This is a genomic window from Ruegeria sp. CDSC081 (assembly GCF_059610485.1).
Window position 1 is genome coordinate 282,947 of sequence record NZ_JBXWNS010000003.1, and the last position, 25,089, is coordinate 308,035.

Below are 25,089 nucleotides of genomic sequence, written 5' to 3' on the forward strand. Positions count from 1 at the left end.
TATTGTCAGCCCTTTAATATTTGGTCATGCCGCTTTGGCCGGTTTGCACCAGCCTGGCAACCAATCCGCATGCGCGATCAAAAGATCGCTGACCAGATTGCGGATCTGTTGCAGGTCGAGCTCGGCGGCTGTGTGTGGGTCCATCATGGCGGCGTGGTATATGTATTCGGGGTTCTGGTCGGTCAGCGCCCGCACAGTCAGTTCCTGCACGTTGATCTGGGTGCGCATCAGCGCAATCAGCTGCGGTGGGATGTCGGTCACGACCGAGGGTTGCACCCCGTTGCTGTCCACCAGGCACGGCGTTTCCACAGCAGCCCCCAAGGGCAGTTGCGGGATCTGGCCGGTATTGGGCAGGTTGCCATAGGCGGTGTAGGGCATATTGGTCACGATGGCGTTCATCAGATCCGCCGCGAATTCGTGGCTGCGACATACCTCTACCGCCCGCCCGTCGGTCAGGGTTTTTGCCTGTTCCTTCCAGTCCTCGACCTGCTCGACGCAGCGGGTGGGGTATTCATCCAGCGGGATCGAGAACTGCTCGATCAGATCGTCGCGCCCATCCTTGATGAACCAGGGCACATATTCGGCCAGATGCTCCGAGCTTTCGGTGCAGAAATAGCCCAGATGATCCATCACTTCGTATCGGACCTTGTTGGGGCAGCGTGGCATCAAAAGGGGCGGTTTCGGCAGTTGTCCACCTGCATATCCCTGTCGGAGCGCAGGATAGAGATCGCGGCCCTGATGCTCGAGCTTGAGGAAGAAAGCCACATGGTTGACGCCTGCGACCTTATAGCGAAACTCCTGCTTGGGCAGCTCCAGATCATGGGCCAGTTCCTCGACCGTGTTTTGCACCGAATGGCACAGCCCGACATGTTTCAATGTCGGAAACCGTTCGGCCAAAGCCCAGGTGTTGATCGCCATCGGGTTCACATATTGCAACAGCGTCGCGTTGGGGCAGAGCTGCAACATATCCTGCGCCACGTCCCACAGAACCGGAACGGTGCGTAACCCGCGCATGATCCCGCCCACGCCCAGCGTATCGGCGATGGTCTGACGCAGGCCATATTGCTTGGGGATCTCGAAATCAGTCACTGTGCAGGGGTTATACCCTCCGATCTGAAAGGCGGTAATCACGAAATCCGCCCCCTCCAATGCGGCGCGTCGATCGGTATGGGTGGTTATGGTGGCCCCCGTGCCGACCGAGCGCACCATGGCGCGGGCCACGGATTCGCTCTCAGCCAGGCGCTGTGTGTCGATATCCATCAAGGCGAAATGGCTGTCGGCCAGGGCGGGGGTCAAAAGGGCATCGCCCACGATATTGCGCATGAAGATCGTGGAACCGGCCCCGATAAAAGTGATTTTGGTCATCAGGCAAACCTTTAGCTTGATGTTATTTTACGGCACCGAGTGTCAGGCCCGCGATAAAATGTTTCTGCATCAGGAAGAACATGGCAACCGGCGGCAGCGCCGCGACAATGGAACCGGCACTCATCAGCTGATAGGCGGCGCGGAACTGCGCGTTAAAGCTGGTGATCCCTGCGGTTACAGGCTGGCTCTCAGCACCTTGCGTCAGCACTACTGCCCAGAAATAGTCGTTCCAGATGAAGGTAAAGATCAGCACACTGAGCGCCGCGATGGCGGGCTTCATCAGCGGCAGCACCACGTACCAGAAGATACGCCATTCACTGATCCCTTCGACCCGCGCCGCCTCGATCAGTTCAAAGGGCAGGGCGCGGATGAAATTCCGCATGAACAGGGTGCAAAACCCGGTCTGGAACGCGATGTGGAACAAGACCAGCCCGGTCTTGGTGTTGTACAGGCCCAGGTCCAGCGTCAGGTCGCGCACGGGCACCATGAGGATTTGGAAAGGCACGAAATTGCCCGCTACGAACAGGAAGAAGATCCAAAGGTTCGATTTGAATTTGTAGATGCCGAGTGCAAACCCCGTCATGCTACTTAGCGCGACGCACCCGATGACCGTGGGAACGGTGATCAGGAAAGAATTCATCAGATAGCGCGGCATATCCGAATTGAAAAACACCTGCCCATAGTTGAATGCGCCCTCAAAGCTGGACGGCATCCCCCAGTAGTTGGCATTGGTGAAATCCGCGGCGGGTTTGACCGAGAATAGGGCGACGGCCAGCAACGGCCCGAGCCACAAAAGCAAGGCCAGCGGCAGCAACGCCTGATAGGTGATCTGCGCTGCACGAGGTTGTTTTTCGATTGGCTTGGGAAACATCTCAGTGCCCCCTTTCTTCGCGGTACATTGACCACAGGAAATAACCGATGAAACACAGCATGATAAGGAACAGGATCACCGCGATAGCCGCGCCATACCCCATGCGGAAGCCATACTCGGACAAGGCGACTTCGAACATGTAATAGGCCAGCACGCGCGATGATCCGAACGGACCGCCCTGTGTCATGATTGAGATCAGGTCAAAGCTGCGAAGCGCGCCAATGATGGTGACGACAAAGGCAATGAAGGTGGCAGGGCGCAGTTGCGGCAGGATGATATGCCACAACATCCGCCAGCTCTTGGCACCGTCCAGCCGCCCGGCTTCGATTTGTTCGGGGTCCACGGCGTTGAGGCCGGTCAGGTAAAGGATCATGCAATAAGCTGTCTGCGGCCAGAGACCGGCAAAGATGATGCCATAGGTCACGAACCGCTCGTCACCCAACACGTTCACGGGGCCCATGCCAAAGAATCCGAGGAATTCGTTCAGCAGGCCGAATGTGGGATCGTAGAACCATGTGAACACAAGGCCAACGACCACCTGAGAAATCACGAAGGGGAAGAAAAACAGGGATTTATACAGGCGAATGCCCCAGACCGTCTGGTTCAGGAACAGCGCGATGAACAGACCCGCCGGAATCGCCGCCAGATAGAGCAGCAGCCAGATCAGGTTGTTTTTGAGCGAGATGTAAAAGGCATCCCGGTCCGACCATTCCCAGTACAGGTCTTCATAATTGCGAAAGCCGACATATTCGGCAGCCCCCAGGCCGTCCCATTCGTAAAGCGACAGGTTGAAGGACTGAAAGACCGGAATGATCACATAGACCATAAAGAACAACAGGCCTGGGGCCAAAAATAACCAGGGCGCGATGCGCTGTTGGTTTCGGTGGAACCAGCTTTCTTGTTCGTGGGTATCGACGGCGGTCATGGGCGTCCCCGGTTCTGGTAGGCGGAGTAAGGCGGGTTGATACCCGCCTTACTCAGGTCATGGCTCAGGATTGGCTTTGCCAATCCTGACCGGTTCAGTTGTCGTAGATGCGCTGACGCGCCCGTTCGAGTTTGGCCAGGATTTTGTCCGCATTGTCTGGCTTGACCATGAATTCCTGGAAGCCTTCCATCGACGCCTTGGCCATTTCTGCCGGTGCGTCGCGGTCCCAGAACTGGGCGACTCCGCCCGGGCTGTTTGACGACAGCATGGTAAAGCCCTGCTGCAGGAACTTGTCGGCATCTACCGAGGACTGAGCATTGACCGGCAACTGGCCGAGATTCGAGCCATTGTTGATCTCGGTCTGTTCATCCGCAGACACAACGAAGCGCAGGAATTCACGGGCGGCTTCTTTGTTCGCCGCGTTTGACGGGATGTGGAACGTGTCGGTCGGTGCATCTTCGGCCAGTTCGACATCGGGGTTGATGGCAACAAACTGGTAGAAGTCCAGCTGGTCGTCACTCAGGCCCGCCTCACGCAGCGGCGCCACGGCGAAGTTGCCCATCAGATAAGCCGCCGCATCACCGTTGACCATGAAGGGCAGAGCTTCTTGCCAGCTATAGGTCTGGTGGTTGTCGATGAAGGCACCCATATCGATCAGCTGTTTCCAGTTGGCGAAGGTCTGCTTGACCCGGTCATCCTCCCAGCTGATTTCACCATTGGCCAGCTGGTTGTGGAAGTCATAGCCGTTGGTGCGCATGTTCAGGTAGTCGAACCAGCCACCGGCAGTCCACAGGAACTTGGTGCCGATCGTATAGCAAGCGCGACCGGAATCGACGATCTTTTGGCAATTCGCCAGCTCTTCTTCCCAGGTTGCGGGCTCGGTCAGGCCCAGCTCGTCAAAGATGTCTTTGCGATAATAAACGCCCCACTGATAGTAGGTGTAGGGCACGCCCCACTGTTTGCCGTCGATCGTCATCGCACCTTTGGTTGAGGCCAGATTGTCCGCAATCGCAGGTTCCGCCCACAGGTCCGAGACGTCTTCGAACAGGCCAGCCTCGACATAGGGTTTCATCCGATTCGCCGCGTACCACGTGGCGACATCCGGCGTATCCGCAGTCAAGAAGTTGCGGATCTGGGTTTTGTAGGCCTCGCGGTCGATCACCGTTGTCTCGATGGCCAAATCCGGATGCTGTTGCTGAAATCTGTCGATCATTGCTTCCATCGTGGCCCGGGGTGCCGGGTTCGATGTGTCCAGGAATATCCGCAATTCGCCGGTAAGCTCGGCAGAGGCGGGAACAGCAAGTGCAACGCTCATGGCCAGAGCGGCCGTGGTGCGCTTGTAGATGGAATGCATGGTTTCCTCCCTTAGCTTCCATTTTAGTTCCATATATTGGAACTTAGTTTTATATGTTGAAAACTACACATCGACTCGGTTAGTCTTGTCAAGACCCTCTTGGCTGAGGCCGAAGGTTAACTGGAGGAGACAGAGCGCCCGTGGCAGGTGATGGAACGATAGGGAAAGCATGTGACGTGCTTGATCAGGTGGCCGCGTTTCAGCGGCCGGTTCGCTTTGCGGAACTGCTGGATAGCAGCCGCTTTCCCAAGGCAACGCTCTATCGGTTTCTGCAATCCCTGACCAATCAGGGGATGTTGTCCTATGACCCGGATAGGCAGACCTATGCACCGGGTTTGAGGCTGGTTCGGCTGGCCCATGCGGCGTGGACGCAAAGCTCACTGGCGCCGATTGCCAGGCCTTTTCTCGATACGCTCAGCGGTGAAACGGGCGAGACTGTGCATCTGGCGCAGCTCGATTCTGGTCAGGTTCTGTATGTCGATAAGCGCAATGCCGCCCAGCCGGTTGAGATGTATTCACAGGCGGGCAAGGTCGGACCGGCCTATTGTACGGGTGTGGGCAAGGCGATGATGGCCTTTCTGGATGAGGCCGAGCTGAACAAGGTGATCTCACAGCAAAGCTTTCACCGGTTTACGGAAAAGACCCTAGCTTCGGAAGCTGCGCTGCGGTCCGATCTGGAACTGATCCGCAGCCGGGGCTACGCCCTGGATGATGAAGAACACGAGACGGGGATCATTTGTGTTGCCTGCCCGATCCGAACGCAGGGCGGGCGGATGTTGGGTGCAATTTCGGTGACCGGCTCGACTGAGCGGATGAATTTCGATCAGCTCGAGGCCTGGATTCCCCGCGTGCGCCGGGTGGCCGAACAAATCGCGGCCGAAGCTCAGGCCTGGCGGTTCCCTGAAACACGCCCCGATGGCCAGAAGGACAGGATACAAGCGACATGACCGGAGTAACTCTGAACCAAACGATTAAGCGGTATGGCCAGACACAGGTGATTCACGGAATCGACCTCGAAATCGAGGATGGTGAATTCTGTGTCTTTGTCGGCCCATCGGGTTGTGGAAAATCTACTTTGTTGCGGATGATCGCAGGGCTTGAGGAAACGACCGAGGGCCAAATTCACATCGGCGCGCGCGAGGTGACACATCAGGACCCTGCGAAACGGGGCGTGGCGATGGTGTTCCAGACCTATGCCCTGTACCCGCATATGACGGTGGCCGAGAATATGGGGTTTGGCCTGCGGATGAACGGCGTGGCAAAAGCCGAAATCGACAGGAAGGTTCAGGAAGCCTCGGGTATCCTGAAGCTGGACCAGTATCTGAAACGCAAACCCAAGGCTCTGTCGGGTGGTCAGCGCCAACGCGTTGCCATCGGGCGTGCGATTGTGCGCGGCCCCGAGGTGTTCCTGTTCGATGAACCTCTGTCCAACCTGGACGCCGAATTGCGCGTTGAGATGCGTGTGGAAATTGCCCGGCTTCACAATGAAATTGGCGCGACCATGATCTATGTGACTCACGATCAGGTCGAGGCGATGACCATGGCCGATAAGATCGTGGTGCTGCGCGATGGTCGGATCGAACAGGTCGGTGCGCCGATGGATCTGTATCGGGATCCAGATAACAAGTTTGTAGCAGGGTTCATTGGCTCGCCTGCCATGAACTTCCTGGATTGCGACATCGTTGATGGTCAGGTGACTCATCCGGCGATCACTCAGCCTCTGCCCGTCCCAGCATCGGTTCCTTTGGGTCTGTCTCGGGTCACGCTGGGTATCCGCCCGGAACATATTCAGGTTGATCGGTCGGGCGATACCTGCACCGTTGATCTGACCGAGGCGCTTGGCGGCGTCAGCTATTCCTATTTGCTGACATCGAATGGCGACAAGCTGATCGTTGAAGAGCGCGAAGACGAGCGCAGTAAGCAGGGTACACGCATTGGTATTTCGATCCGCCCGGAACGCACCATGCTGTTTGATCCCGAAACCGGGATGCGGTTGAGATAACTATCCTTTAGCCAGTCGAGAAAGCCGCGCCAGATGAAAGGTCCGACGCGGGTTTTTTGCGTCGAATTATATATGGATTTTGTATCCAATATCCGTTATCGCGTGAAAACGGGCGCATGACGCCTATCTGGACCCCTGTAACTAGAGGATAGCACCGTATGTCGACCAATGTATTTAGCGGTACGATGCCCGCGCTCATGACCCCTTGCTCGGCGGATCGGCAGCCGGATTTCGACGCACTTGTTCGCAAGGGCAAGCAAATGATCGACGCAGGCATGTCTGCGGTTGTCTATTGCGGATCCATGGGCGACTGGCCGCTTTTGACGGATGCACAGCGCATGGAAGGGGTGGAACGTCTGGTGGATGCCGGGCTGCCGGTTGTGGTCGGAACCGGGGCAATCAACACCAAATCCGCCGAGGCCCACGCAGCACATGCGCAAAAGGTCGGCGCTGTCGGGTTGATGGTCATTCCCCGGGTTCTGTCCCGCGGGAGCTCATCAACTGCGCAAAAGAACCATTTCAAGGCAATCCTGTCTGCTGCGCCGGACGTGCCGGCAATTATCTACAACAGCCCATATTATGGTTTCGCAACAAAGGCTGATCTGTTCTTTGCCCTGCGCGCCGAACACCCTAACCTCATTGGGTTCAAGGAATTCGGAGGCAAGGACGATCTGCGCTATGCAGCGGAAAACATCACCAGTCAGGATGATGATGTGACGTTGATGGTGGGTGTGGACACCGAGGTTTACCACGGTTTCGTCAACTGTGGGGCAACCGGTTCGATCACCGGGATCGGAACGGCCCTCCCACGTGAGGCGTTGCTGTTGGCTGCGCTTTCTCAAAAGGCCGCGCGGGGCAATGCCGAAGCCCGGTTACGGGCGCAAGAACTGACCGAGGCCATTCAGGTGCTGTCCAGTTTTGATGAGGGCCCGGATCTTGTGCTGTATTACAAGCATCTTCTGGTGTTGAACGGGGAAGAGGAATACCGCCTGCATTTCAATGAAACTGATGCCCTGACAGATGCACAGCGGAATTATTGCGAACAGCAATACGCGTTGTTTGGGGCTTGGTTCGCCGATTGGTTGAAACTAGGTGGGGTGATCGCAGAATGCATGTGATCGACAGCCACACCGGAGGAGAACCGACCCGGGTCATCCTCGATGGTGCACCAGATCTGGGCTCTGGCCCTCTGGCTGAACGCGCCCGGCGGCTGGACACCGAATACAGGGATTTCTATCGTTCGGTCATGCTTGAACCGCGCGGACAACCGGCCATGGTCGCGGCCTTGTTGGTGGAACCGGTTGATCCAACCTGTGTCACCGGCGTGATCTATTTTGATGTCGATGCTGTTTTGGGAATGTGCGGCCACGGAACCATTGGCCTGACCGTGACGCTGGCGCATCTTGGTCGGATCGATGTTGGAATACATCGGATCGAAACGCCAGCCGGAGTTGTCACGGTCGAACTGCACGATGCCAATACTGTCACGGTCACGAATATCGAAAGCCGCCGCGTTCACAGCGACATTTCACTTCATGTGCCCGGTTTCGGTGAGGTTGCAGGGGATGTGGCCTATGGTGGAAACTGGTTCTTTATCGTCGATCCAAGCCCGCTTTCCGTTATTCCGGCCAATATTCGGGAACTGACCGATAGGGCCGTTGCTATCCGCAAAGCCTCGATCGCGCAGGGGGTTGGGGGCGAGCAGGGTGAACCGATTGATCATGTAATCTTTCAGGACGCATCGCCCGAGCAAGCGATTCACAGCCGCAACTTTGTTCTGTGCCCGGATGACAATTACGACCGGTCGCCCTGTGGCACCGGCAGCTCTGCTCGGCTGGCCTGTCTGGCCGCTGAGGGTCTATTGGCCCCGGGGCAGGAAATCGTCCAGCAAAGTGTGATCGGCAGCACCTATCGCTTGTCCTATCAGGCTGGGTCCAATGGCGGTGTTATCCCCTCGATCACCGGGCAGGCCTATGTCATGGCGGAGTCGCGGTTGATTTTTGAAGCGGCTGATCCATTCCGTTCGGGGATTGAGGTATGACCCAGCAGATCGTCGTCATCGGAGCTGGTGTGATTGGCATGACCATTGCGCTGGAACTACAGCGCCGGGGTCATGCCGTGTTGGTCCTGGACAAGGAAGGCGTCGCCGCGCAGACCTCGGCCGGAAATGCCGGGGCCTTTGCTTTTTCCGAAGTTGAGCCTCTGGCAACGCCCGGCATCATGAAAAAGGCACCGAAGTGGCTGCTGGACCCGTTGGGGCCGTTGTCGATCCCGCCTGCATATGCATTGCAGATTGCGCCCTGGATGTACCGTTTCTGGCGCGCGAGCCAGCCCGGTCGCTATGCCGAGCTGTTGGCCGCTCAGGCCAGCCTCATGAAAGTGTCCAGCGCCGCGCTTGAACGGTTGATCCCAGCGGTTGACGGCGAGGCGATGATGCAGCGCGACGGTCAGATGCAGCTCTATGAATCCGAGGCCGAATACCGCGCAAGCCTGCCCGCCTGGGAGGTGCGCCGCCAGCATGGTATCGACTTTGAATTGCTGGAAAGCCCTCAGGCGATTGCCGAAAAACAGCCGGGCCTCAGCCCTCGGTTCACTCATGCGGGATTTACGCCCAACTGGTTGAATACCGTTGATCCCAAGAAATGGGTCGAGCGCCTTGCCCAGACCTTTCAAAGCCGGCAAGGCCGGATCGAGCGGCGCGATATTCAGGCGTTAGTGCCACAGCAAAGCGACATGCGCCTTGAAACGGCGGAAGGGCCCGTGGACGCGGCGAAAGTGGTCGTGGCTGCCGGCGCATGGTCTCATCACATCGCCAGAACACTTGGTGACCGGTTCCCGCTTGAAACCGAGCGAGGATACAACACGACCCTGCCCGAAGGTGCATTTGATCTGCGGATGCACCTGTCCTTCTCGCGGCATGGGTTCGTTGCCAGCCGGATCAACAATGGCGTCAGGATCGGCGGCGCGGTCGAGTTGGGCGGTCTGAACCTCGCCCCCAATTTCAAACGAGCCGACACGTTATTGCACAAAGCCGAAGAGTTTCTACCCGGCCTCAAGACCGAAGGAGGCACGCAATGGATGGGGTTCCGGCCGTCGATGCCTGACAGCATCCCGGTCATCGGTGTTTCTCCAAATGCGTCTTGCGTGTTCTATGCGTTCGGCCATGGGCATCTTGGGCTGACCCAATCCGCAGGCACGGCCGAGCTTGTTGGGGCCATGGTTGACCGTCAGGCCCCCCCGATTTCGCCAGCCCCCTTTGCTGCTGGCCGGTTCTGAGGGAGGGGGTCGTGCGCAGTATCAAAACTCTCCACGTGATCTCCGCCCATGCCGAAGGCGAGGTCGGAGATGTCATCGTTGGCGGTGTTCTTCCGCCACCCGGTGATACCTTATGGGAGCAGCGGTCGTTCATCGCGCGCGACCAGTCCTTGCGCAACTTTGTCCTGAATGAACCGCGCGGGGGTGTATTTCGTCATGTAAACCTGTTGGTGCCGCCCAAACATCCGCAAGCAGATGCAGGCTTCATTATCATGGAGCCCGAAGACACACCGCCAATGTCTGGTTCAAACTCGATCTGCGTGGCCACCGTGCTGCTGGATAGCGGGATCATTCCGATGCAGGAACCGGTTACACATCTGACGCTTGAGGCACCGGGCGGGCTGGTCCCGGTGCGCGCCGAATGCCGGAATGGCAAGGCCGAGCGCATATTTGTGCAGAACCTGCCCAGTTTTGTAGACCGGCTCGCCGTTCCGCTTGAAGTGCCGGGCCTTGGCACACTGACCGTGGATACGGCCTATGGGGGCGACAGTTTCGTGGTGGTCGATGCGGCGGCGCTTGGGTTTGACATCGTGCAGGACGAGGCGCGTGACATTGCGCGGCTGGGTGTAGCGATCACCAATGCGGCCAACGAACAAATTGGGTTTACGCATCCCGAAAACCCGGACTGGAATCACATTTCATTCTGCGCTTTTTGTGGCCCGACCGAGCGGGTAGCAAATGGCCTGCGCGGAAAATCCGCCGTGGCGATCCAGCCGGGCAAAGTTGATCGGTCCCCTACCGGTACCGCAGTTTCTGCCCGCATGGCCTTGATGGCCGCCAAGGGAGAAATGGCAGTCGGGCAATCTTTCCAGGCGGTTTCGATCATCGGCTCGTCTTTCACCGGACAGGTCGTCGAGGCCACAACGATCGGGGGGCGTGCCGCGATCATTCCCGAGATCAGTGGCCGCGGATGGATTACCGGTACACATCAACACATGCTTGACCCGGACGATCCCTGGCCGGGCGGATATAAGCTCAGCGATACCTGGGGCGTCTGAATTTTGCCCATTGGCAAGCAGTTTTGATGATTTTCCGCAAACCGTGTCAAAATGCGCGGCCTCTGGCGATTGATCCCAAGCCAAACGTCATTTAAGGGAGGCCCTGTCAATACAGAGTCATCCCGGGACGGCAGTCTTGTAACGTCCCTTACGTGCCACATCGACGTGGCCCCAACTCTTGGATCGCACGCCCCGAAAGGCTTAAAAAGGTAAAAGAATATGGCAGATAAATCGAACTTCGACATATTGTATACCATTGTAGACGAAGCGCCCGAGCTGGCCAGCGCCTCATTCCTACCCATCATTCGAAAGTTTGCATCCGCCGCCGGTGTCAGCGTCGGAACCAAGGATATTTCACTTGCTGGGCGGATTATTTCGACCTTCCCCGAAAAGCTGACAGATGCGCAGCGCATCACCGATGATCTGGCCGCATTGGGTGAGTTGGTGAAGACACCCGATGCCAATGTGATCAAGCTGCCCAACATCTCGGCCTCGGTGCCGCAGCTGGTGGCCGCCGTCGAAGAGTTGCAAGCACAGGGTTATGACATCCCGAGCTATCCCGAAGAACCTGCGACTGACGAAGAAAAAGCGATCCGCACGCGGTATGATGCTATCAAGGGTTCGGCTGTGAACCCGGTTCTGCGCGAAGGTAACAGCGACCGTCGCGCCGCGCGCGCCGTCAAGAATTATGCCCAGAAGAACCCGCATTCGATGGGTACATGGGCCGCTGACAGCAAGACTAAAGTCTCGTCCATGTCCGGCAATGATTTCTACGCGAATGAGAAATCGGCCACCATCACTGCGGCGCAAGCCGGTGACGCCAAAATCGAATTTGTCGGACAAGACGGCAGTACTACGGTTCTGAAAGACGGCTGGCCGCTGGCCGAGGGCACCGTTGCCGATGCGACCTTCATGTCCGTCAATGCGCTGTCGTCTTTCCTGGCCGAGGCCATCGAAGACACCAAAAAAGACGGCACCATGTTCTCGCTTCACCTGAAGGCCACAATGATGAAGGTCAGCGACCCGATCATCTTCGGCTATGCGGTCAAGGCGTGGCTTGCCCCGGTATTCGAGGCCTATGGCGCTGAATTGGATGCGCTGGGTGTGAACCCGAACTCGGGTCTGGGCGATCTGCTGGAGCGGGTTGCAGGCAACGCCGATATCATGGCAGCCATTGACGCGATCAAGGGCGACCGCCCGTCCATGTACATGGTCGACAGCGACAAGGGTATCACCAACCTGCACGTGCCGTCTGATGTGATCATCGACGCCTCGATGCCTGCCGTGATCCGTGCTGGTGGTAAGGGTTGGGACGAAACCGGGTCCAAGGGTGACACCAACTGTGTGATCCCGGACCGTTGTTATGCGTCTATTTATGATGAATCCGTCAAATTCTTCAAAGCCAATGGCGCGCTGAACCCAGCCACCGTCGGGGCTGTGGCCAATGTGGGTCTGATGGCACAGAAAGCTGAAGAATACGGCAGCCACCCGACAACATTCCAGGCGCCTGCGAATGGGACCATTCGCATCGTGCTGGCCAATGGTGAGACGTTGCACGAGCATGCGGTTGAAAAGGGCGACATCTGGCGTGCCTGCACCGTGAAGAAGGCTCCGATTGAGAACTGGATTCAACTGGCGATGGACCGTCAGCGTCTGACCGGATCCGAGGCGATCTTCTGGCTGGACGCAAACCGTGCCCATGATGCCGAACTGATCAAATCCGTCCAACCAACACTGGAAGCTGCTGGCGTGGCGGACAAGTTCCAAATCCTGGCACCGCGTGAGGCGACCCACCAGTCGTTGGAGACCATCACGGCCGGTAACGACAGCATCGCCATCACCGGCAACGTGCTGCGTGACTATCTGACCGACCTGTTCCCGATCCTTGAGCTGGGTACTTCGGCCAAGATGCTGTCGATCGTCAAGCTGATGCAGGGCGGCGGATTGTTCGAAACCGGCGCGGGTGGCTCTGCCCCGAAACACGTGCAGCAACTGGTCGAGGAAAACCACCTGCGCTGGGACTCGATGGGTGAGTTCTGCGCGCTTGGCGAGTCTTTGAATTTCCTAGCCGACAGCAAAGGCAACGCCAAAGCCGGAGTTCTTGGCGCCGCTGCCGAGGCCGCAACGCAGGGCATTCTGGACAACAATAAGTCGCCCAGCCGCAAAGTCGGGCAGCCGGATAACCGCGACAGCCACTATTGGTTCGCGCGCTATTGGGCCGAGGCGCTGGCCGCGCAATCCGATGATGCTGATCTGGCCGCCGAGTTCGCGCCGATTGCTGCAGAGTTGGCCGCGAAAGAACAGCAGATCCTATCCGAACTGGCCAACGCACAAGGGGCAGCGGCAGATCTGGGTGGTTACTATCACACCGACCCGACCAAGACTGCAGCAGTCATGCGCCCGAGCGCGACACTCAATGGTATCATTGACGGGTAATCCAGGTGCCCTCTGTCCTGATTTGGGCAGGGTTCTGAACCTGGCGTGAAAATTAAAAAGGGACCGACCCCCAAAGTCAGTCCCTTTTTGAGCGAGTGGGGAGGCCGAAGCCTCTCCGGTGTAGTTGCGTTAACTGTAACAAAACCCTGCTGGCTGGATATTAGGGGTTTCCCGTATATTCATCCGTCTGCTGTGCCGCTGACGATACACCTACCAAAATCATTGCTCTGCCGCCGCAGAAAGGGCTTTGGCGCCGTGTTGAATTCGGGAACAATAGGCTTGGAAAAGGCGAATTATGCGCGAAATGTGATTGTGCCATGTGCCCACAAGGTGTTGAAAGAGCGGGTGATTTGCTTTTCAGCACAACGGTGGTAAGAAAATCTGATTTTGTTTTGTATTCGAGTGTTGTGTGCCGTGTGTGTTTATCCCTTTGTTTTTGAGCATTTTTCCTATTTCACAGGTCCATGTGATGCGTCTTTTTCCTGCGCCTGTCCGGGCGCCGCAGAAAAGCTTGCCGATGATACGCAAATCGGTTCAACTGAATTCGCCCGGTTTCGCCGTTAATGACGGCAAATGTCGATATCGGTCGAAAGGGACCAGATGGAATGACTGAAAAAACCCGCAGTTCGCGTTTCGGGTCAATCCTATGTCTGGTTGCCGCTCTCTATTTCTTTGGGGTCGTCGCATACGCGCTGATGAATTCAGCGGAATTTGCCAATGGAACCGCGCGGCTGATCCGGTACATTCTGGCCCCGGGCGCGATTGGGCTGGTGCTGGCCTTATGCGCGGTCTTTTTATCAGACGAAGGCAGGCTGACAGTTGGCGTGAGCGCTGTTTCCCTGTTGGCGGCTCTGTTCGCATTCGAGGCCTATCTGACAATCAAGATAATCCCCGGGCGCCTGGGGCTGGTCGGGTTTGTCGGCGATGACGTCAGCGTCGAAGAATACAAGGAAAATTTGCCGCCGGGCCGGACAATGAAACATGTGAACGATGCGCTGGATACACAGCTGCTCGAATCCGCGTATCTGGCGCCCATGCCGGGTGACAAGATGCTGCTGTGCTCGGTGCTGGGCGAGCCGGTGACCTATACGCCTGATCGTTTGGGGTTTCGCAATCCACCTTCGGTCTTTGAAAACGATTTGAATGTGATGCTGCTGGGCGACTCGTTTTCCGAAGGGTTCTGCCTGAGAGAGGGTGAGCATCTGGCGGATAAGCTGCGTCAGGATATGCCGAGCTTGCTTAACACCGGTCACAGAGGCATTGGCCCGCTGTATCAACTGGCGGTTTTGGGCCGATACGGGCCAGAGTTCCAGCCTGATCTTACGATCTTTTCTTTCTTTGCGGGCAATGACTGGCGCAATCTGGAACGAGAGCTTGAGAAGCCGTGGCTGCGCGAAGCACTCGACCCGGCTGCAGATTTTGGCCCGATCGAGCATCCGGATCAGTCGGAAATATCCGCTCCAATTATTTCTGGATGGTGGTCTGAGACGACGTTGTCCTGGATCGACTACCTGCGGGCGCAAAGGGTGTTCAGGAACTTTCTGGCATTGCAGAAAACGGCCGAGATTCTTGGGATTCACTATCCCAAAGCGACCGATGAGAACCCGGTATTTGCGGATGTTCTGATCCGGGCAAAGCAGATAACATCACAATGGGATGGTGAGATCGTCATCGTGTATGTGCCGACGGTCAGCCGCTATATGGGTCTGGTCGCCCAGCCCTTTATCCACGACCCGCTGCGAGTATTGGTGAAAGATGCGGCTGCGCAGGCCGGGCTGGACGTGATAGACTTAACGGATGTTATCGAAATGCAAGAGGATCCGGCATCGTATTATGCGCCGGATTCTCATTTCAACGAAGCAGGCGCAGAACTGGCCGCTCGGGCAATTACAGAGGGGCTGCGCCAACGCAATTTGATAGAACAGTAACGAATTGGTGTGTTTTGCCAGGGCCGCGCAACAGGCGCGGTATTGAGGTGTGAAATGAAGATTTTGTCATTCAAGTCGGGTCACGACGGTACGGTTGCGGGTATTGATGCCCAAAACGGTAACCTGCTGTTTTCCTATGAATCCGAGAAAGACAGTTTTCCCCGCAATACGTCAGTCACACCGGATACATTTATCGACTCTGGCCTGTGGTTCCGGGACTTGCCTGATATCCTGGCCCTTAGCGGCTGGTCAACGACCGGAACACAACATGTGACGACCTCGGGGGCAGGGTATTTCGGCATTGGCGAAGATGCTCAGACCGTGGGGAAACGAACGTTTTTTGGCAAGGAGATCGACTTTTTCTCATCGACCCATGAAAGGGCACATATTTGGGGCGCTTATGGGATGTCTCCGTTTCGTCAGGGTGAACCTTGTTATGTGTTGGTTTGGGAAGACACGCTTGGCGATTTCTACAAGATTGATGAAGATCTAAAGCTGTCTCATGTCGGTCGGGTAATGACCGGGCCAGGTGCCCGATATTCATTCCTGAGCGCACTGGTTGATCCCGATTATCCCGTGCTTTCGCGTGAACAACGGCGTGAGGACCCCGGGAGGATGATGGCGGCATGTGCCTATGCAGAGCCCGGTTCACATGACGCGGATGAACATGCGCTGATAGACTATCTTTTGTCAGATCAGCCATTGGCCGAAATTCTGCGCAAGGATCGGTTGACCGATTCCCCGTTTTTCAATGTCGGAATGCACAGCCAGCAGTTCAGTAATCTTGCACAGAAACTCTCGGATGCGATTTTTTCACGGTTCCTTGCCTTTGCCGAACAGAACCTGACAGAGGGCTATCCGCTGGTGATTGCCGGCGGATGTGGATTGAACTGCGATTGGAACACCAAGTGGCAGAATTGCGGCTTGTTCCGAGATGTATTTGTACCACCTTGCAGCAGTGATTCCGGCTGCGCCATAGGAACTGCAGTTGATGCCATGCGCCACTATACGGGCCAGGCAAAGCTGGATTGGACGGTTTATTCCGGACAGTCCTTTGTGGATGATAAAATCGACAGTAGCGGCATGCGGGTCAGCGAGCTGCGTCTGAACGATGTCGCGGATGCGTTGATGTCCGGTGAGCTCATCGGTTGGGCCAGAGGGAACTGTGAAATCGGTCCGCGCGCATTGGGCAACCGCTCGATTCTGGCGGCCCCGTTCTGGGCCGAAACCCGCGTGCGCCTGAACAGGGCTAAAAACCGGCCGGATACAAGCCCCGTGGCCCCATCCTGCCTTGAGGAAGATGTCAGCCAGCATTTTGAGTGGGAAAACTCCGCGCCTTATATGTTGCATCTGCAGAAGGTGACCAATCAGAACCTGGCCGCGATCACGCATGTAGACGGGACAGCAAGGGTCCAAACAGTCCGCCGGGATCAGAATGCTTTCTTTTACGACCTGCTGAACGCATTCAAGTCGGCTTCGGGCACGGGTGTATTGTGCAATACGTCACTGAACTTTCGCGGAGCGGGGTTCATAAACAAAACCAGTGATCTGCATCACTATGCAAGATCGGCAAAGCTGGACGGCTTTGTCGCAGGAAACACGTTCTACAGGTTTAACTAGTAATATTGGCGCGCTTGCGGTGTCGCCGCACTTTTGGAGGTTAAGTACTTTGTCGTATGAATCAGGTCTGCAAAACTTTGAAAGACGCCGCCTCTTAGCTTCTGCAACAGCAAGGATTTCGGCCTATTGTCTCTTGTGTGGAAACATTGAGCAAATAACGACAAGAAAACTCGGAAAAATGGCCAAGCTGTCCAATCATTAGGATAAGAATTCGTTCGAACATGGGCGCAGCATCAAAGATTTGTATTTCAGGCGACGGTGATCTTGGTCGCTACAAGGGACGATAGAGAATGGATCAAAACCATATCGCAAACCAATTTGGCCAACAGCGTCTGGATGGCATATGGCGGATGATTTACCGTCATCTGAAGTTGATCCTCGGAGTGACCGCAGCTGTGATCGTCGGCACGTTTATGGTCGTCAATCAACTGGACCCAAGATACAAATCCCGCGCCGAAATCGTTCTCACATCTCTGGATATGCGCGTCCGCGCCGACAGTGTCGAACTTGAATCCTACGAGCTGACCCGCACTTTGATTGAAACCGAAATCGACATCCTGCGGTCACGGGAGTTTGCGGCAGAGGTCGCCCTGGCGCTGGACCTGTTCGAGAATGAGGCTTTTGCCGGGGCGCAAAACCCCGCAAATCCGCAATCCACATCCGTTATCCGCAATCGTGTAATCGACAATACACTGTCGACATATAACGTACTTCGGCAAGGAGAGAGCCTTGCGATTGAGATCATCTCAACAGCCGAAGACCCGCAGCTGGCAGCCGATATTGCTAATACAGTTGCAGAAACCTTTATCCTTCGCCTGCAGCAGCGGCGGCAGCAGGGTCTTTCATCTTCCATTTCTTTTCTTAAGGACCGCGTAAATGAGCTGGGTGACGAACTAACCCGTGACGAACTTCAGATGGCGGCCTTTATTCTTGAAGAAAATCTGGCGGATGAATCCGTGCCGGGTAGGCTTCGGTCGGAACTTGCGCGGCTGAACTCGCAAAAAGATGTGCATGAGATCAACGAAGCCAGCAGCGAAGAGGTCGACAAAATTGCTGACCAGATTGCCGTTGTTGAACAGGCATTGCGCAGCCGGACCGGTTCGGAAATTGCATTGCTGCGGATGGAACGCGCGCTAGAGCTTCTTCGGATCCGGTATCAGACGACGATTGAAAAGCTGAATGATTTCGAAACCCAGCAACAGTTTCTTGGCCAGGCGGTTCAGCAGGTTTCGGTTGCTCATGCGCCGACTTCGGCATTCTGGCCGAATACCAAAGTCGCCGTCGCAGTCAGCGCGATTGTCGGGTTCTCTCTGGCATTTGTGATCGCCCTGTTGATGGAGGGCAGCAACACGCGGATCGTCAACGAAAACCAGATCGAACAGCAAACCGATCTGACCAATCTGGGTTTCCTGCCGGATACGGTGATGGATTCGGACACGGATGGTCAGCAGGAGTTGTTGCGCTTTATCCGTGATCAGGGCCGCTCGCCTTATGTCGAGGCGCTGCGCAGTGTTTTGACCATGTGGTTTAACACAAATGATGACGGCAGCATCGTCATGGTCACCTCTGGTGTTCCTGGAGAAGGCAAGACCGTGGTTGCGGTTTCGCTGGCCCTAGTGGCGGGTACAGATGGGATGCGCGTTCTATTGTTGGATATGGACAACCACCGTTGCCGTGCCTCAAAAACACTGGGTCTTACCGGGGCGGCCCCGGTCGAGATCGAGGACGCGCTGAGCGGTGCCGTGCAACCCAGCCAGATTTATGTCGATGGTGAAAGGGTACCGGGGGTTTCGTCGATCAGTCTGAACCTGCGTCCGAAAATATCCCGCAAACAGTTGATGCAGCAACTTGGCGAATACGGGCGCATGTTGCGCAATCAGTACGATCTTGTGTTGGTCGATACGCCGCCGACATTGGTCATTGATGACACGATCCGACTTGGGCCGCTTGTCGATGGTACGTTCCTGGTGGTGCGCTGGGGGCAGACCACCGAAAAAATTCTCAAGGATGCAATCGAAAAGCTGCGGATGAGCAATATCAAGATTTCCGGTACGATCATGAATGGTGTGAACATGCGGAAGCAAAGGCAATATGGGTATGGTGCCTATACATATCATTACTCGGATGAGCCTGGGAAAAGCAGCTGATTACGGTTCGCAGACCCTTGTAGGATTTGTTAGATTGGTGATTGGGTATTGGTTTTTATTTGCGAATATGAGGGCACAGCGCCCGCGACGCTTTTGCGGCGTGGTCCAATGACCGGCAGCCGCCAAGGGGTGGAATTGGCCGGTCGTTTGTGCGGCGGGCGGGTGGATCAGACATGACCTCTCAGCCCGGCGCAACCTCAATCCCGACTGCTGTGCTTCGGCGTTTACTGCGCAATCTGAAATGGATCTTCTCCTCTCAGATCGCAGTCGCTTTGCTGGGCCTTGTGTTTCTGCCGGTGGCCGCTCGCGCACTTGGGGCTGCAGGCTTGGGGGTAATGGCAATAGGCGAGGCCTATGCACGGATCGTTTCCCGGTTCCTTCATCTTGAGCCCTGGCAGGCGGTGATTAGATATGGAAGCACTGCGCTGGAGGAAGAAGACCGCGAACGATTTCGCCGACTTGTCGGGCTGTCGGTCCTGATTGATGTGGTTGGGGGCGTATTGGCCGCCGGCGCTGCGATCGCATTCGCACCGATCATCGCCGGATGGCTGGGGCTGGATCAGGATCTTGCATGGGTGCTGCCGGTCGCATCGCTGGGAATTCTGGTTTCGCTGAGGCCAACCGGGCTGGCTTTGTTGCGGTCCTTCGACCGGTTCGATCTGTTGGCCAAACTGGATATTTTCGCAGCGTCTGTGCGGATGGTGCTGGGGGTAATTGCCTGGCAACTTGGGTTTGGGCTGCCTGGCTTTGTCGCGATATTTGTTGCTGTCAGCCTTTTAGACGGCGTTCTGGCCTTTGCCGCGGGGCTGCGAGAAATGTCGCGGAATGGCTATGGCCGCCCGATGCTTGGAATAAAGCAAACTCTGGGTGAAAATTCCGGGTTTCTGCGCTTTGTTTGGAACAGCAATCTCTCTGTCATCTTGCGTCAGACCACGCAGCGCCTGGACGTGATCATATTGGGTGTTCTGATTTCACCGACGATGGTGGGATATTACCATATCGCGAAACGGTGCGGCGAAGCTGCACTGCGTCTTGGACGACCGCTAAGCCAGGCGATCTATCCCGAGTTCACCCGGTTTGCCGCCCGAAATGAATTTGACCGTTTGCAAAAAATGCTAACGGGTCTCAGCGCCGGGTTCTGGGGGGTAATTGCCCTTGTCTTGATTCCAGTGATCTTGATGCTGGAACCGATCGTTACTGCGATTTTTGGCGTGGATTATGCTCCCGCAGTACCGGTCGTGCGCGTGCAGGCAATCGCGGTAGGTATTTATCTTGGTGGGATACTGCTGAACCCTGCACTGCTGAGCCTGGGGCAAGACCGGGCCTTGGTTCGGATCGGTTTGTTGAACACTATTTTGTTTCTGATCCTCATTGCACCGATGGTTTCTGTTTTGGGCGTGGTCGGTGCCGCTGTGGCGCATGTGCTGTGTAATTCCGTCTGGCTAGGGCTGTGTGTGTTACACTTGCGGCGTACATTGCTGAACCCTGCATTACACGGAAAGGAGCAGGTGCGCCCATGAGACCTGCATCGGCCCAATCAGTTTCCTTTGGCAAGCCGACCAATGGGATCGGCTATTTGCCAAGCGTAGACATGGCAGCTCTCTATTTCCTGATGGCGGCTGTAGCCCTGGCGCCGATGAACTATCTCAGAGTGGATTTCGTCTATTTCACCCTCTCGGATTTCTTCTTTGTGCTGGCTGGGTTTGTCATGCTGGCAACTGGCCAGCTGCCGGTTAAGATATTCGGGCCCGCAAGCGGGTTCTGGTACAGTTCGTTCCTGTTTTTCACAGGGGGCCTGACCATAGGTTCGTTGATCAACGGTGACCCGACCGAGCTGCTGACAGTGTTTGTTCAGTACTTCTTTTCGTTGATCGTGCTGCCAGTCCTGATCGGCAATCGAAGCTTTGATCAGATCGTCCTGCTGATGAAGGCATTTATTATTGGTATGGGCATTGTTGTGCTGTTTGGCATCTATGCAATCAACTTCATGGAAGACCCGACACACCGGTTTGTATCCGCCAATGGTCGCATGCTTTCGCTGGTCGAGCGGGCAAATGAATGCGCGCTTATGCTGGCGATGGCCATCGTTTTCCTGCTTAGCCTGATCCTGCAGAAGCAAAGCAGCCGCATCTGGGGGCTGATCGGGCTGCCAATCCTGTTTTACGGAGTCATTCTGACCGGTTCGAATTCTGGTCTGATCGTGACCATAGTGGGGACTGTCGCCATTATCCTCAGCAGCGGGTCCCCGCGTCATGTTGTGACCCTGATCGTCGGCACGTTGATTGCGGTTTTGGTGGTCCTGAACTTTGGTGAGCTTTTCTTGCCCGAGGTCTTTCGCGAACGAGTGCTGAATGCCGTTCTTGCAGGTGACATTAGCCAGGCGGGCACGTTCTCTGACCGGTTATTCCTGCTGCAAGAGGCTTTCGAGGTATCCCGTGGCACTTTGTTGATCGGGCTGGGTGCAAACCAGTACAGCCTGGCCAGCGAACAGGGAATCGTGGTTCATTCGGCCTATTTGCTGACTCTGTCCGAAGGTGGCTTGATTTCTCTGCTCGGTATGGTCGGCTTTATTTTGGCCAGCATATACTTGGCCTGGATGGCCATTTCTGTCGGCCGCTCGCCATCGGTCGGGGCACTGACCATCGTTGCCATGCTGATGTATGTCGTGCTGCTTGCCGGAGCGACGACCTTTTATGCCCGGTTCTGGAACGTACCCTTTGTCCTAGCCATTGCGCTTAGCGTGTCGCGCCTGCCGGTGTTTGGACCAACGAATACACTTAGGAGAATGTCGTGAAATTATTGCAAAAACTGATGCTTTCTGTGATCGCGGCTTCGGCTTGTTTTATCGGTGCGCTTCAGGCCGATGAATATGTTCTGGCACCGCAGGACAAGATCAATTTGCGTGCGATGCGCTGGGATCCGGTGGGCGCGTCTTTTGTGAACTGGCAAGGCGTTTCCGGTGAATATGCGCTTTCTTCGGGAGGAATGCTGATGGTGCCTCTGGCCGGTCAGGTTCATGCTGAAGGGCGAACGACCGAAGAACTGGTACTGCTGCTGGAAACTCAGATGCGCACTCGCGTGGGGATGGCAGAACCGCCTCATCTGGCGATCGAAGTCATCGGCCATCTGCCTGTATACATATTGGGGGATGTCCAGATTCCAGGCTCGTACCCCTATCGGCCACAACTGACTGCGCAGCAGGCGATGGCGCTTGCGGGCGGGGAATACCGGTTGCCGTTGCAAAATGACGTAGGAACGAACTTTACCGGATTGCGGGTTCAGGGTGAAGTTCAGTTGTACAATGAACAGATCGAAGCTCTGCAAGCCGAACAACGCCGACTGCTGGCTGATCTGTCAACACTATCCCCGGACGGTGGTGATGCCAAAATTGAACCCCCGCAAGGTCTGCAGGGGGAGATTCTGCAAGCGGATCAACAGGCCCGGGAAGGGCAGGGTGAACGCATCATCCAATTGCAGGAAACCCTCAAAGATCAGATCGATAGCCTCGAGCGGCAGCTGGAATTGCGCGCAAATCAGATCGGGATCACGCGCAAAGATCTGGATGATGCTCTGGCACTACAGAAAAAGGGCCTTACGGTCAGTTCGCGCGTGTCATCTCTGTCCAACTCGCTGAACGATCTGGAAAGCAAAAGTGTGGATATCGAGATCGCTTTGGGCTTGGCCCGGCAACAGCTGAACCGCGCGCAACGCGATGAGCTGGAGTTGCTTGATACCGCGCGCTCGAATGCGCTGGTGCGGCTGAATCTGGTGCAGATCGAACTCGAGGATTTGCAGACCCGGCTGGGCACCGCGAAAATCCTGCAGGCCGAGCTGGCAGCGCTTGGCGTTGTTGAAGAGGTTGATGCGGTCGAAGAGATCGTCATCGAATACTCGGTCACCCGCGCGGCCGGAGGAGCCGCAACGGCGATTTCGGGTGACACTGTCTTGTCCCCCGGGGATACGCTTTCGGTTTCTCGAACCTTCGTCACGCAAACACAATAGATTTCAGTTCAATGATTTATGGTTCAGCGCGCGGTTCTGATGTTCGGCGCTGAGCCAAAAAGGCGGCAGGCCAGAATGAAAAAGATACGCGTTTTATTTCCCTTTGCAGGTTGGGCAGATCTGGGCGGCAGTCATGTTTCCGCGCTCAAACTTGCGTCCTGTCTGGACCGGGATCAGTTTGAACCATTGGTCCTTTGCCACAACGAAGCCGGGTCGGTCGGGCAGTATGCTCAATCGTTGGGTCTGAATGTCGATGTTTTGCAGGGCCCCAGGCTTATGGGCCCTCCAAACAACAAAACGGATGCAGATGTTGGCTTTCCGGAATACTGGAGCCGGACCTACGGCCAGCTCGTCCGGTTTTTGCGGGACAAAAAGCCAGATATCGTCCACACAAATGAGGGCCGATTGCATGTGAATTGGGTGTTTCCGGCCAGACGGTTGGGGATCAAGCATATCTGGCACCACAGGCAGGATCCGCGCGCGGTAGGCGTTAACTATGTCGCGCCGGTGTTTTCGAACCGCATCCTAAGCGTGTCGTATTTTTCGAAACCCTCGCGCCCGATACGCTCGGTTGACAAAAAGTTTCAGGTCATCCGCAGCCCCTTCGACCTGAGCATTCAGCGCCCGGATCCAGACGCGGCGCGTCGGATGATCCTGAACGAAATCGGTGCGCCGGAAAATGCAGTTCTTCTGGGATATTTTGGCCATCTGGAACCGCGAAAACGCCCGGTACATTTTGTCCAAAGCCTTGTGGCCATTCAGAAACAGTTTGGGGACAGGCCGGTACATGGCCTGCTGTTTGGCAAAGTACTCAATCCCGATGACGGGTTGGACTCAGGCTCCATGGACGTGGCCCGAGAACAGGGGATGGGCGCGCAGATTCATATGATGGGTTTTCGGCAGGATGTTGAAAAGTGCATGGTCGCCATGGATGCCACCCTTGTGCCGGCCCTGAACGAGCCATTTGGACGCACCTTGATCGAGGCCATGCACCTTGGGCTGCCCGTTGTGGCCACACGGCACGGCGGCAATATTGAGGCAATTGATCATGGCAAAACCGGTTTTCTGGTAGATCCGCAGGACCCCGAGGCCTTTGTTGAGCCGGTCGTCTCTCTGATTGAGGACCCGAGCCTGAGGCAGCAGGTAACACAGGCTGCATACCAATATGTGCAGGATAATTTTGGGTTGGATAAACACGTGGCCGAAGTGTCCGACGTGTACCGAGAATTGGTTTCGTAATCCGGATGCGAAATGTAAGGTTTTGGGGGTAAAATGGGTTTGCCGAACGAACGAAAAATAGATTTCCTGATTTTCGGTGCTGCGAAATGTGCGACCACTTGGTTGCAGAATTCATTGACGGCTACACCGCAAATTTTCATGCCGGATCCCGAGCTGCACTATTTCTCGGATCATTATGACCGGGGGGCGGTCTGGTATCGCGATCAATACGAGGGTTATTCAGACCAGAGTATCGTAGGCGAAAAATGCAATACCTATCTGACACATCCAGAGGCGGCCAAAAGGATTGCCCGTGACTATCCTGATGTCAGGTTGATCCTGCAGATGCGCGATCCGGTTCGAAGGGCCTATTCCGACTACTGCATGCTGTTTCGCAGAGGCACTGTTGGGGACGACATTCATCGGTATCTGGACCCTGACAAGGCTGGTGATGAAAGGTTCCTGCACAATGGTAGATATGCCTATCACCTGCGCCGTTTCTACGATCTGTTTCCGACCGATCAGATTCTGTTGCTGGCCTACGAAAACACGATCTCACAACCGGTTGAAACCTTACGCCGTGTCGCCGAACACATCGGTTATTCCGGCGTCGTGGAGCCGCCACTAGAAGAGCGGGTCAAAAACAAAAATACGCCAATCGTGCCCTTGCCTCTGAGGCGGGTTCTGGCGCCGCTTCGACCGTTGCTTGACCCGATCCGGCATACGGGGCCGTTAAAGGCCATTCGCAAAGCGGTGGCGCGGCAGGTGGAGTATCCTGAATTGCCGGATGTATTGGCGCAGAAAATGGCCGATTTCTATAGACCGGATGTCGCCGAGCTTGATGCGATTGATCCGGGTCTCAGCCGCGGCTGGCGCAGTTTCTCTGATCAAACGTCAGCTTAGGGCGG

The 25,089-nt window shown here is 56.1% G+C and carries 19 protein-coding genes; 15 read left to right on the plus strand and 4 right to left on the minus strand.

What is annotated here, in order from left to right; translation table 11 throughout:
* Nucleotides 1-24: 24 nt before the first annotated feature.
* The 4 genes from AC2FH9_RS06940 to AC2FH9_RS06955 all read right to left on the minus strand — a co-directional run bounded on the left by AC2FH9_RS06940 (nucleotide 25) and on the right by AC2FH9_RS06955 (nucleotide 4,515).
* Nucleotides 25-1,365 (minus strand): alpha-glucosidase/alpha-galactosidase, encoded by a 1,341-nt coding sequence (locus AC2FH9_RS06940; RefSeq protein ID WP_496871145.1) that lies wholly within the window; start codon nucleotides 1,363-1,365, stop codon nucleotides 25-27.
* Between the two features lie 22 nt (nucleotides 1,366-1,387).
* On the minus strand, nucleotides 1,388-2,236 hold the full coding sequence (locus tag AC2FH9_RS06945) for a carbohydrate ABC transporter permease (protein ID WP_142636166.1): 849 nt from the start codon (nucleotides 2,234-2,236) through the stop codon (nucleotides 1,388-1,390).
* Nucleotide 2,237: 1 nt separating this feature from the next.
* Nucleotides 2,238-3,161, minus strand: coding sequence for a carbohydrate ABC transporter permease (locus AC2FH9_RS06950; RefSeq protein ID WP_142636168.1), 924 nt, complete (start codon nucleotides 3,159-3,161; stop codon nucleotides 2,238-2,240).
* A 94-nt stretch (nucleotides 3,162-3,255) separates the two neighbouring features.
* Nucleotides 3,256-4,515, minus strand: a complete 1,260-nt coding sequence (locus AC2FH9_RS06955; RefSeq protein WP_142636170.1) for an ABC transporter substrate-binding protein — start codon at nucleotides 4,513-4,515, stop codon at nucleotides 3,256-3,258.
* Nucleotides 4,516-4,655: 140 nt separating this feature from the next.
* Here AC2FH9_RS06955 and AC2FH9_RS06960 point away from each other — a divergent pair, with 140 nt between their 5' ends.
* The 15 genes from AC2FH9_RS06960 to AC2FH9_RS07030 all read left to right on the plus strand — a co-directional run bounded on the left by AC2FH9_RS06960 (nucleotide 4,656) and on the right by AC2FH9_RS07030 (nucleotide 25,084).
* Complete coding sequence (locus AC2FH9_RS06960; protein ID WP_496871146.1) at nucleotides 4,656-5,462, plus strand: IclR family transcriptional regulator; 807 nt, start codon at nucleotides 4,656-4,658, stop codon at nucleotides 5,460-5,462.
* Complete coding sequence (locus AC2FH9_RS06965) at nucleotides 5,459-6,517, plus strand: ABC transporter ATP-binding protein (RefSeq protein ID WP_496697090.1); 1,059 nt, start codon at nucleotides 5,459-5,461, stop codon at nucleotides 6,515-6,517. Before AC2FH9_RS06960 ends, AC2FH9_RS06965 begins: the two co-directional genes overlap by 4 nt.
* Nucleotides 6,518-6,675: 158 nt before the next feature.
* Nucleotides 6,676-7,635, plus strand: a complete 960-nt coding sequence (locus AC2FH9_RS06970; protein ID WP_496871147.1) for a dihydrodipicolinate synthase family protein — start codon at nucleotides 6,676-6,678, stop codon at nucleotides 7,633-7,635.
* A complete protein-coding gene (locus tag AC2FH9_RS06975) occupies nucleotides 7,626-8,558 on the plus strand; it encodes a 4-hydroxyproline epimerase (RefSeq protein WP_281995061.1) in 933 nt (310 codons plus the stop codon). The genes AC2FH9_RS06970 and AC2FH9_RS06975 overlap by 10 nt, the downstream gene beginning before the upstream one ends.
* On the plus strand, nucleotides 8,555-9,793 hold the full coding sequence (locus tag AC2FH9_RS06980; RefSeq protein ID WP_496871148.1) for an NAD(P)/FAD-dependent oxidoreductase: 1,239 nt from the start codon (nucleotides 8,555-8,557) through the stop codon (nucleotides 9,791-9,793). Before AC2FH9_RS06975 ends, AC2FH9_RS06980 begins: the two co-directional genes overlap by 4 nt.
* An 11-nt stretch (nucleotides 9,794-9,804) precedes the next feature.
* Nucleotides 9,805-10,830, plus strand: a complete 1,026-nt coding sequence (locus AC2FH9_RS06985; RefSeq protein ID WP_282021742.1) for a trans-3-hydroxy-L-proline dehydratase — start codon at nucleotides 9,805-9,807, stop codon at nucleotides 10,828-10,830.
* 219 nt (nucleotides 10,831-11,049) lie between these two features.
* A complete protein-coding gene (locus tag AC2FH9_RS06990; RefSeq protein WP_496749765.1) occupies nucleotides 11,050-13,266 on the plus strand; it encodes an NADP-dependent isocitrate dehydrogenase in 2,217 nt (738 codons plus the stop codon).
* Nucleotides 13,267-13,871: 605 nt separating this feature from the next.
* A complete protein-coding gene (locus AC2FH9_RS06995) occupies nucleotides 13,872-15,194 on the plus strand; it encodes an alginate O-acetyltransferase AlgX-related protein (RefSeq protein WP_496697080.1) in 1,323 nt (440 codons plus the stop codon).
* A gap of 54 nt (nucleotides 15,195-15,248) precedes the next feature.
* Nucleotides 15,249-16,814 (plus strand): carbamoyltransferase C-terminal domain-containing protein, encoded by a 1,566-nt coding sequence (locus tag AC2FH9_RS07000; protein WP_496677171.1) that lies wholly within the window; start codon nucleotides 15,249-15,251, stop codon nucleotides 16,812-16,814.
* Nucleotides 16,815-17,104: 290 nt separating this feature from the next.
* Entirely contained in the window at nucleotides 17,105-18,961 is a 1,857-nt protein-coding gene (locus tag AC2FH9_RS07005) for a GumC family protein (RefSeq protein ID WP_496703151.1), read from the plus strand.
* A 173-nt stretch (nucleotides 18,962-19,134) separates the two neighbouring features.
* Nucleotides 19,135-20,481, plus strand: coding sequence for a lipopolysaccharide biosynthesis protein (locus AC2FH9_RS07010; RefSeq protein ID WP_271948781.1), 1,347 nt, complete (start codon nucleotides 19,135-19,137; stop codon nucleotides 20,479-20,481).
* A complete protein-coding gene (locus AC2FH9_RS07015) occupies nucleotides 20,478-21,755 on the plus strand; it encodes an O-antigen ligase family protein (protein ID WP_496749771.1) in 1,278 nt (425 codons plus the stop codon). Before AC2FH9_RS07010 ends, AC2FH9_RS07015 begins: the two co-directional genes overlap by 4 nt.
* Nucleotides 21,752-22,963 carry a polysaccharide biosynthesis/export family protein gene (locus AC2FH9_RS07020; protein ID WP_496749773.1) on the plus strand — a complete coding sequence of 404 codons (1,212 nt, stop codon included), beginning with the start codon at nucleotides 21,752-21,754 and terminating at the stop codon, nucleotides 22,961-22,963. Before AC2FH9_RS07015 ends, AC2FH9_RS07020 begins: the two co-directional genes overlap by 4 nt.
* A 75-nt stretch (nucleotides 22,964-23,038) precedes the next feature.
* Nucleotides 23,039-24,202 (plus strand): glycosyltransferase family 4 protein, encoded by a 1,164-nt coding sequence (locus tag AC2FH9_RS07025; RefSeq protein WP_496749775.1) that lies wholly within the window; start codon nucleotides 23,039-23,041, stop codon nucleotides 24,200-24,202.
* A gap of 33 nt (nucleotides 24,203-24,235) precedes the next feature.
* A complete protein-coding gene (locus tag AC2FH9_RS07030; protein WP_496749777.1) occupies nucleotides 24,236-25,084 on the plus strand; it encodes a sulfotransferase family protein in 849 nt (282 codons plus the stop codon).
* The last annotated feature ends 5 nt before the right edge of the window (nucleotides 25,085-25,089 follow it).

Coding starts and splice junctions, on each gene's coding strand:
- AC2FH9_RS07005 (WP_496703151.1), top strand. CDS start 17,105: ATGGATCAAAACCATATCGCAAACCAATTTGGCCAACAGCGTCTGGAT.
- AC2FH9_RS06955 (WP_142636170.1), bottom strand. CDS start 4,515: ATGCATTCCATCTACAAGCGCACCACGGCCGCTCTGGCCATGAGCGTT.
- AC2FH9_RS06995 (WP_496697080.1), top strand. CDS start 13,872: ATGACTGAAAAAACCCGCAGTTCGCGTTTCGGGTCAATCCTATGTCTG.
- AC2FH9_RS06990 (WP_496749765.1), top strand. CDS start 11,050: ATGGCAGATAAATCGAACTTCGACATATTGTATACCATTGTAGACGAA.
- AC2FH9_RS06950 (WP_142636168.1), bottom strand. CDS start 3,161: ATGACCGCCGTCGATACCCACGAACAAGAAAGCTGGTTCCACCGAAAC.
- AC2FH9_RS07015 (WP_496749771.1), top strand. CDS start 20,478: ATGAGACCTGCATCGGCCCAATCAGTTTCCTTTGGCAAGCCGACCAAT.
- AC2FH9_RS07000 (WP_496677171.1), top strand. CDS start 15,249: ATGAAGATTTTGTCATTCAAGTCGGGTCACGACGGTACGGTTGCGGGT.
- AC2FH9_RS07025 (WP_496749775.1), top strand. CDS start 23,039: ATGAAAAAGATACGCGTTTTATTTCCCTTTGCAGGTTGGGCAGATCTG.
- AC2FH9_RS07010 (WP_271948781.1), top strand. CDS start 19,135: ATGACCTCTCAGCCCGGCGCAACCTCAATCCCGACTGCTGTGCTTCGG.
- AC2FH9_RS06965 (WP_496697090.1), top strand. CDS start 5,459: ATGACCGGAGTAACTCTGAACCAAACGATTAAGCGGTATGGCCAGACA.
- AC2FH9_RS06980 (WP_496871148.1), top strand. CDS start 8,555: ATGACCCAGCAGATCGTCGTCATCGGAGCTGGTGTGATTGGCATGACC.
- AC2FH9_RS06970 (WP_496871147.1), top strand. CDS start 6,676: ATGTCGACCAATGTATTTAGCGGTACGATGCCCGCGCTCATGACCCCT.
- AC2FH9_RS07030 (WP_496749777.1), top strand. CDS start 24,236: ATGGGTTTGCCGAACGAACGAAAAATAGATTTCCTGATTTTCGGTGCT.
- AC2FH9_RS06975 (WP_281995061.1), top strand. CDS start 7,626: ATGCATGTGATCGACAGCCACACCGGAGGAGAACCGACCCGGGTCATC.
- AC2FH9_RS06940 (WP_496871145.1), bottom strand. CDS start 1,365: ATGACCAAAATCACTTTTATCGGGGCCGGTTCCACGATCTTCATGCGC.
- AC2FH9_RS06945 (WP_142636166.1), bottom strand. CDS start 2,236: ATGTTTCCCAAGCCAATCGAAAAACAACCTCGTGCAGCGCAGATCACC.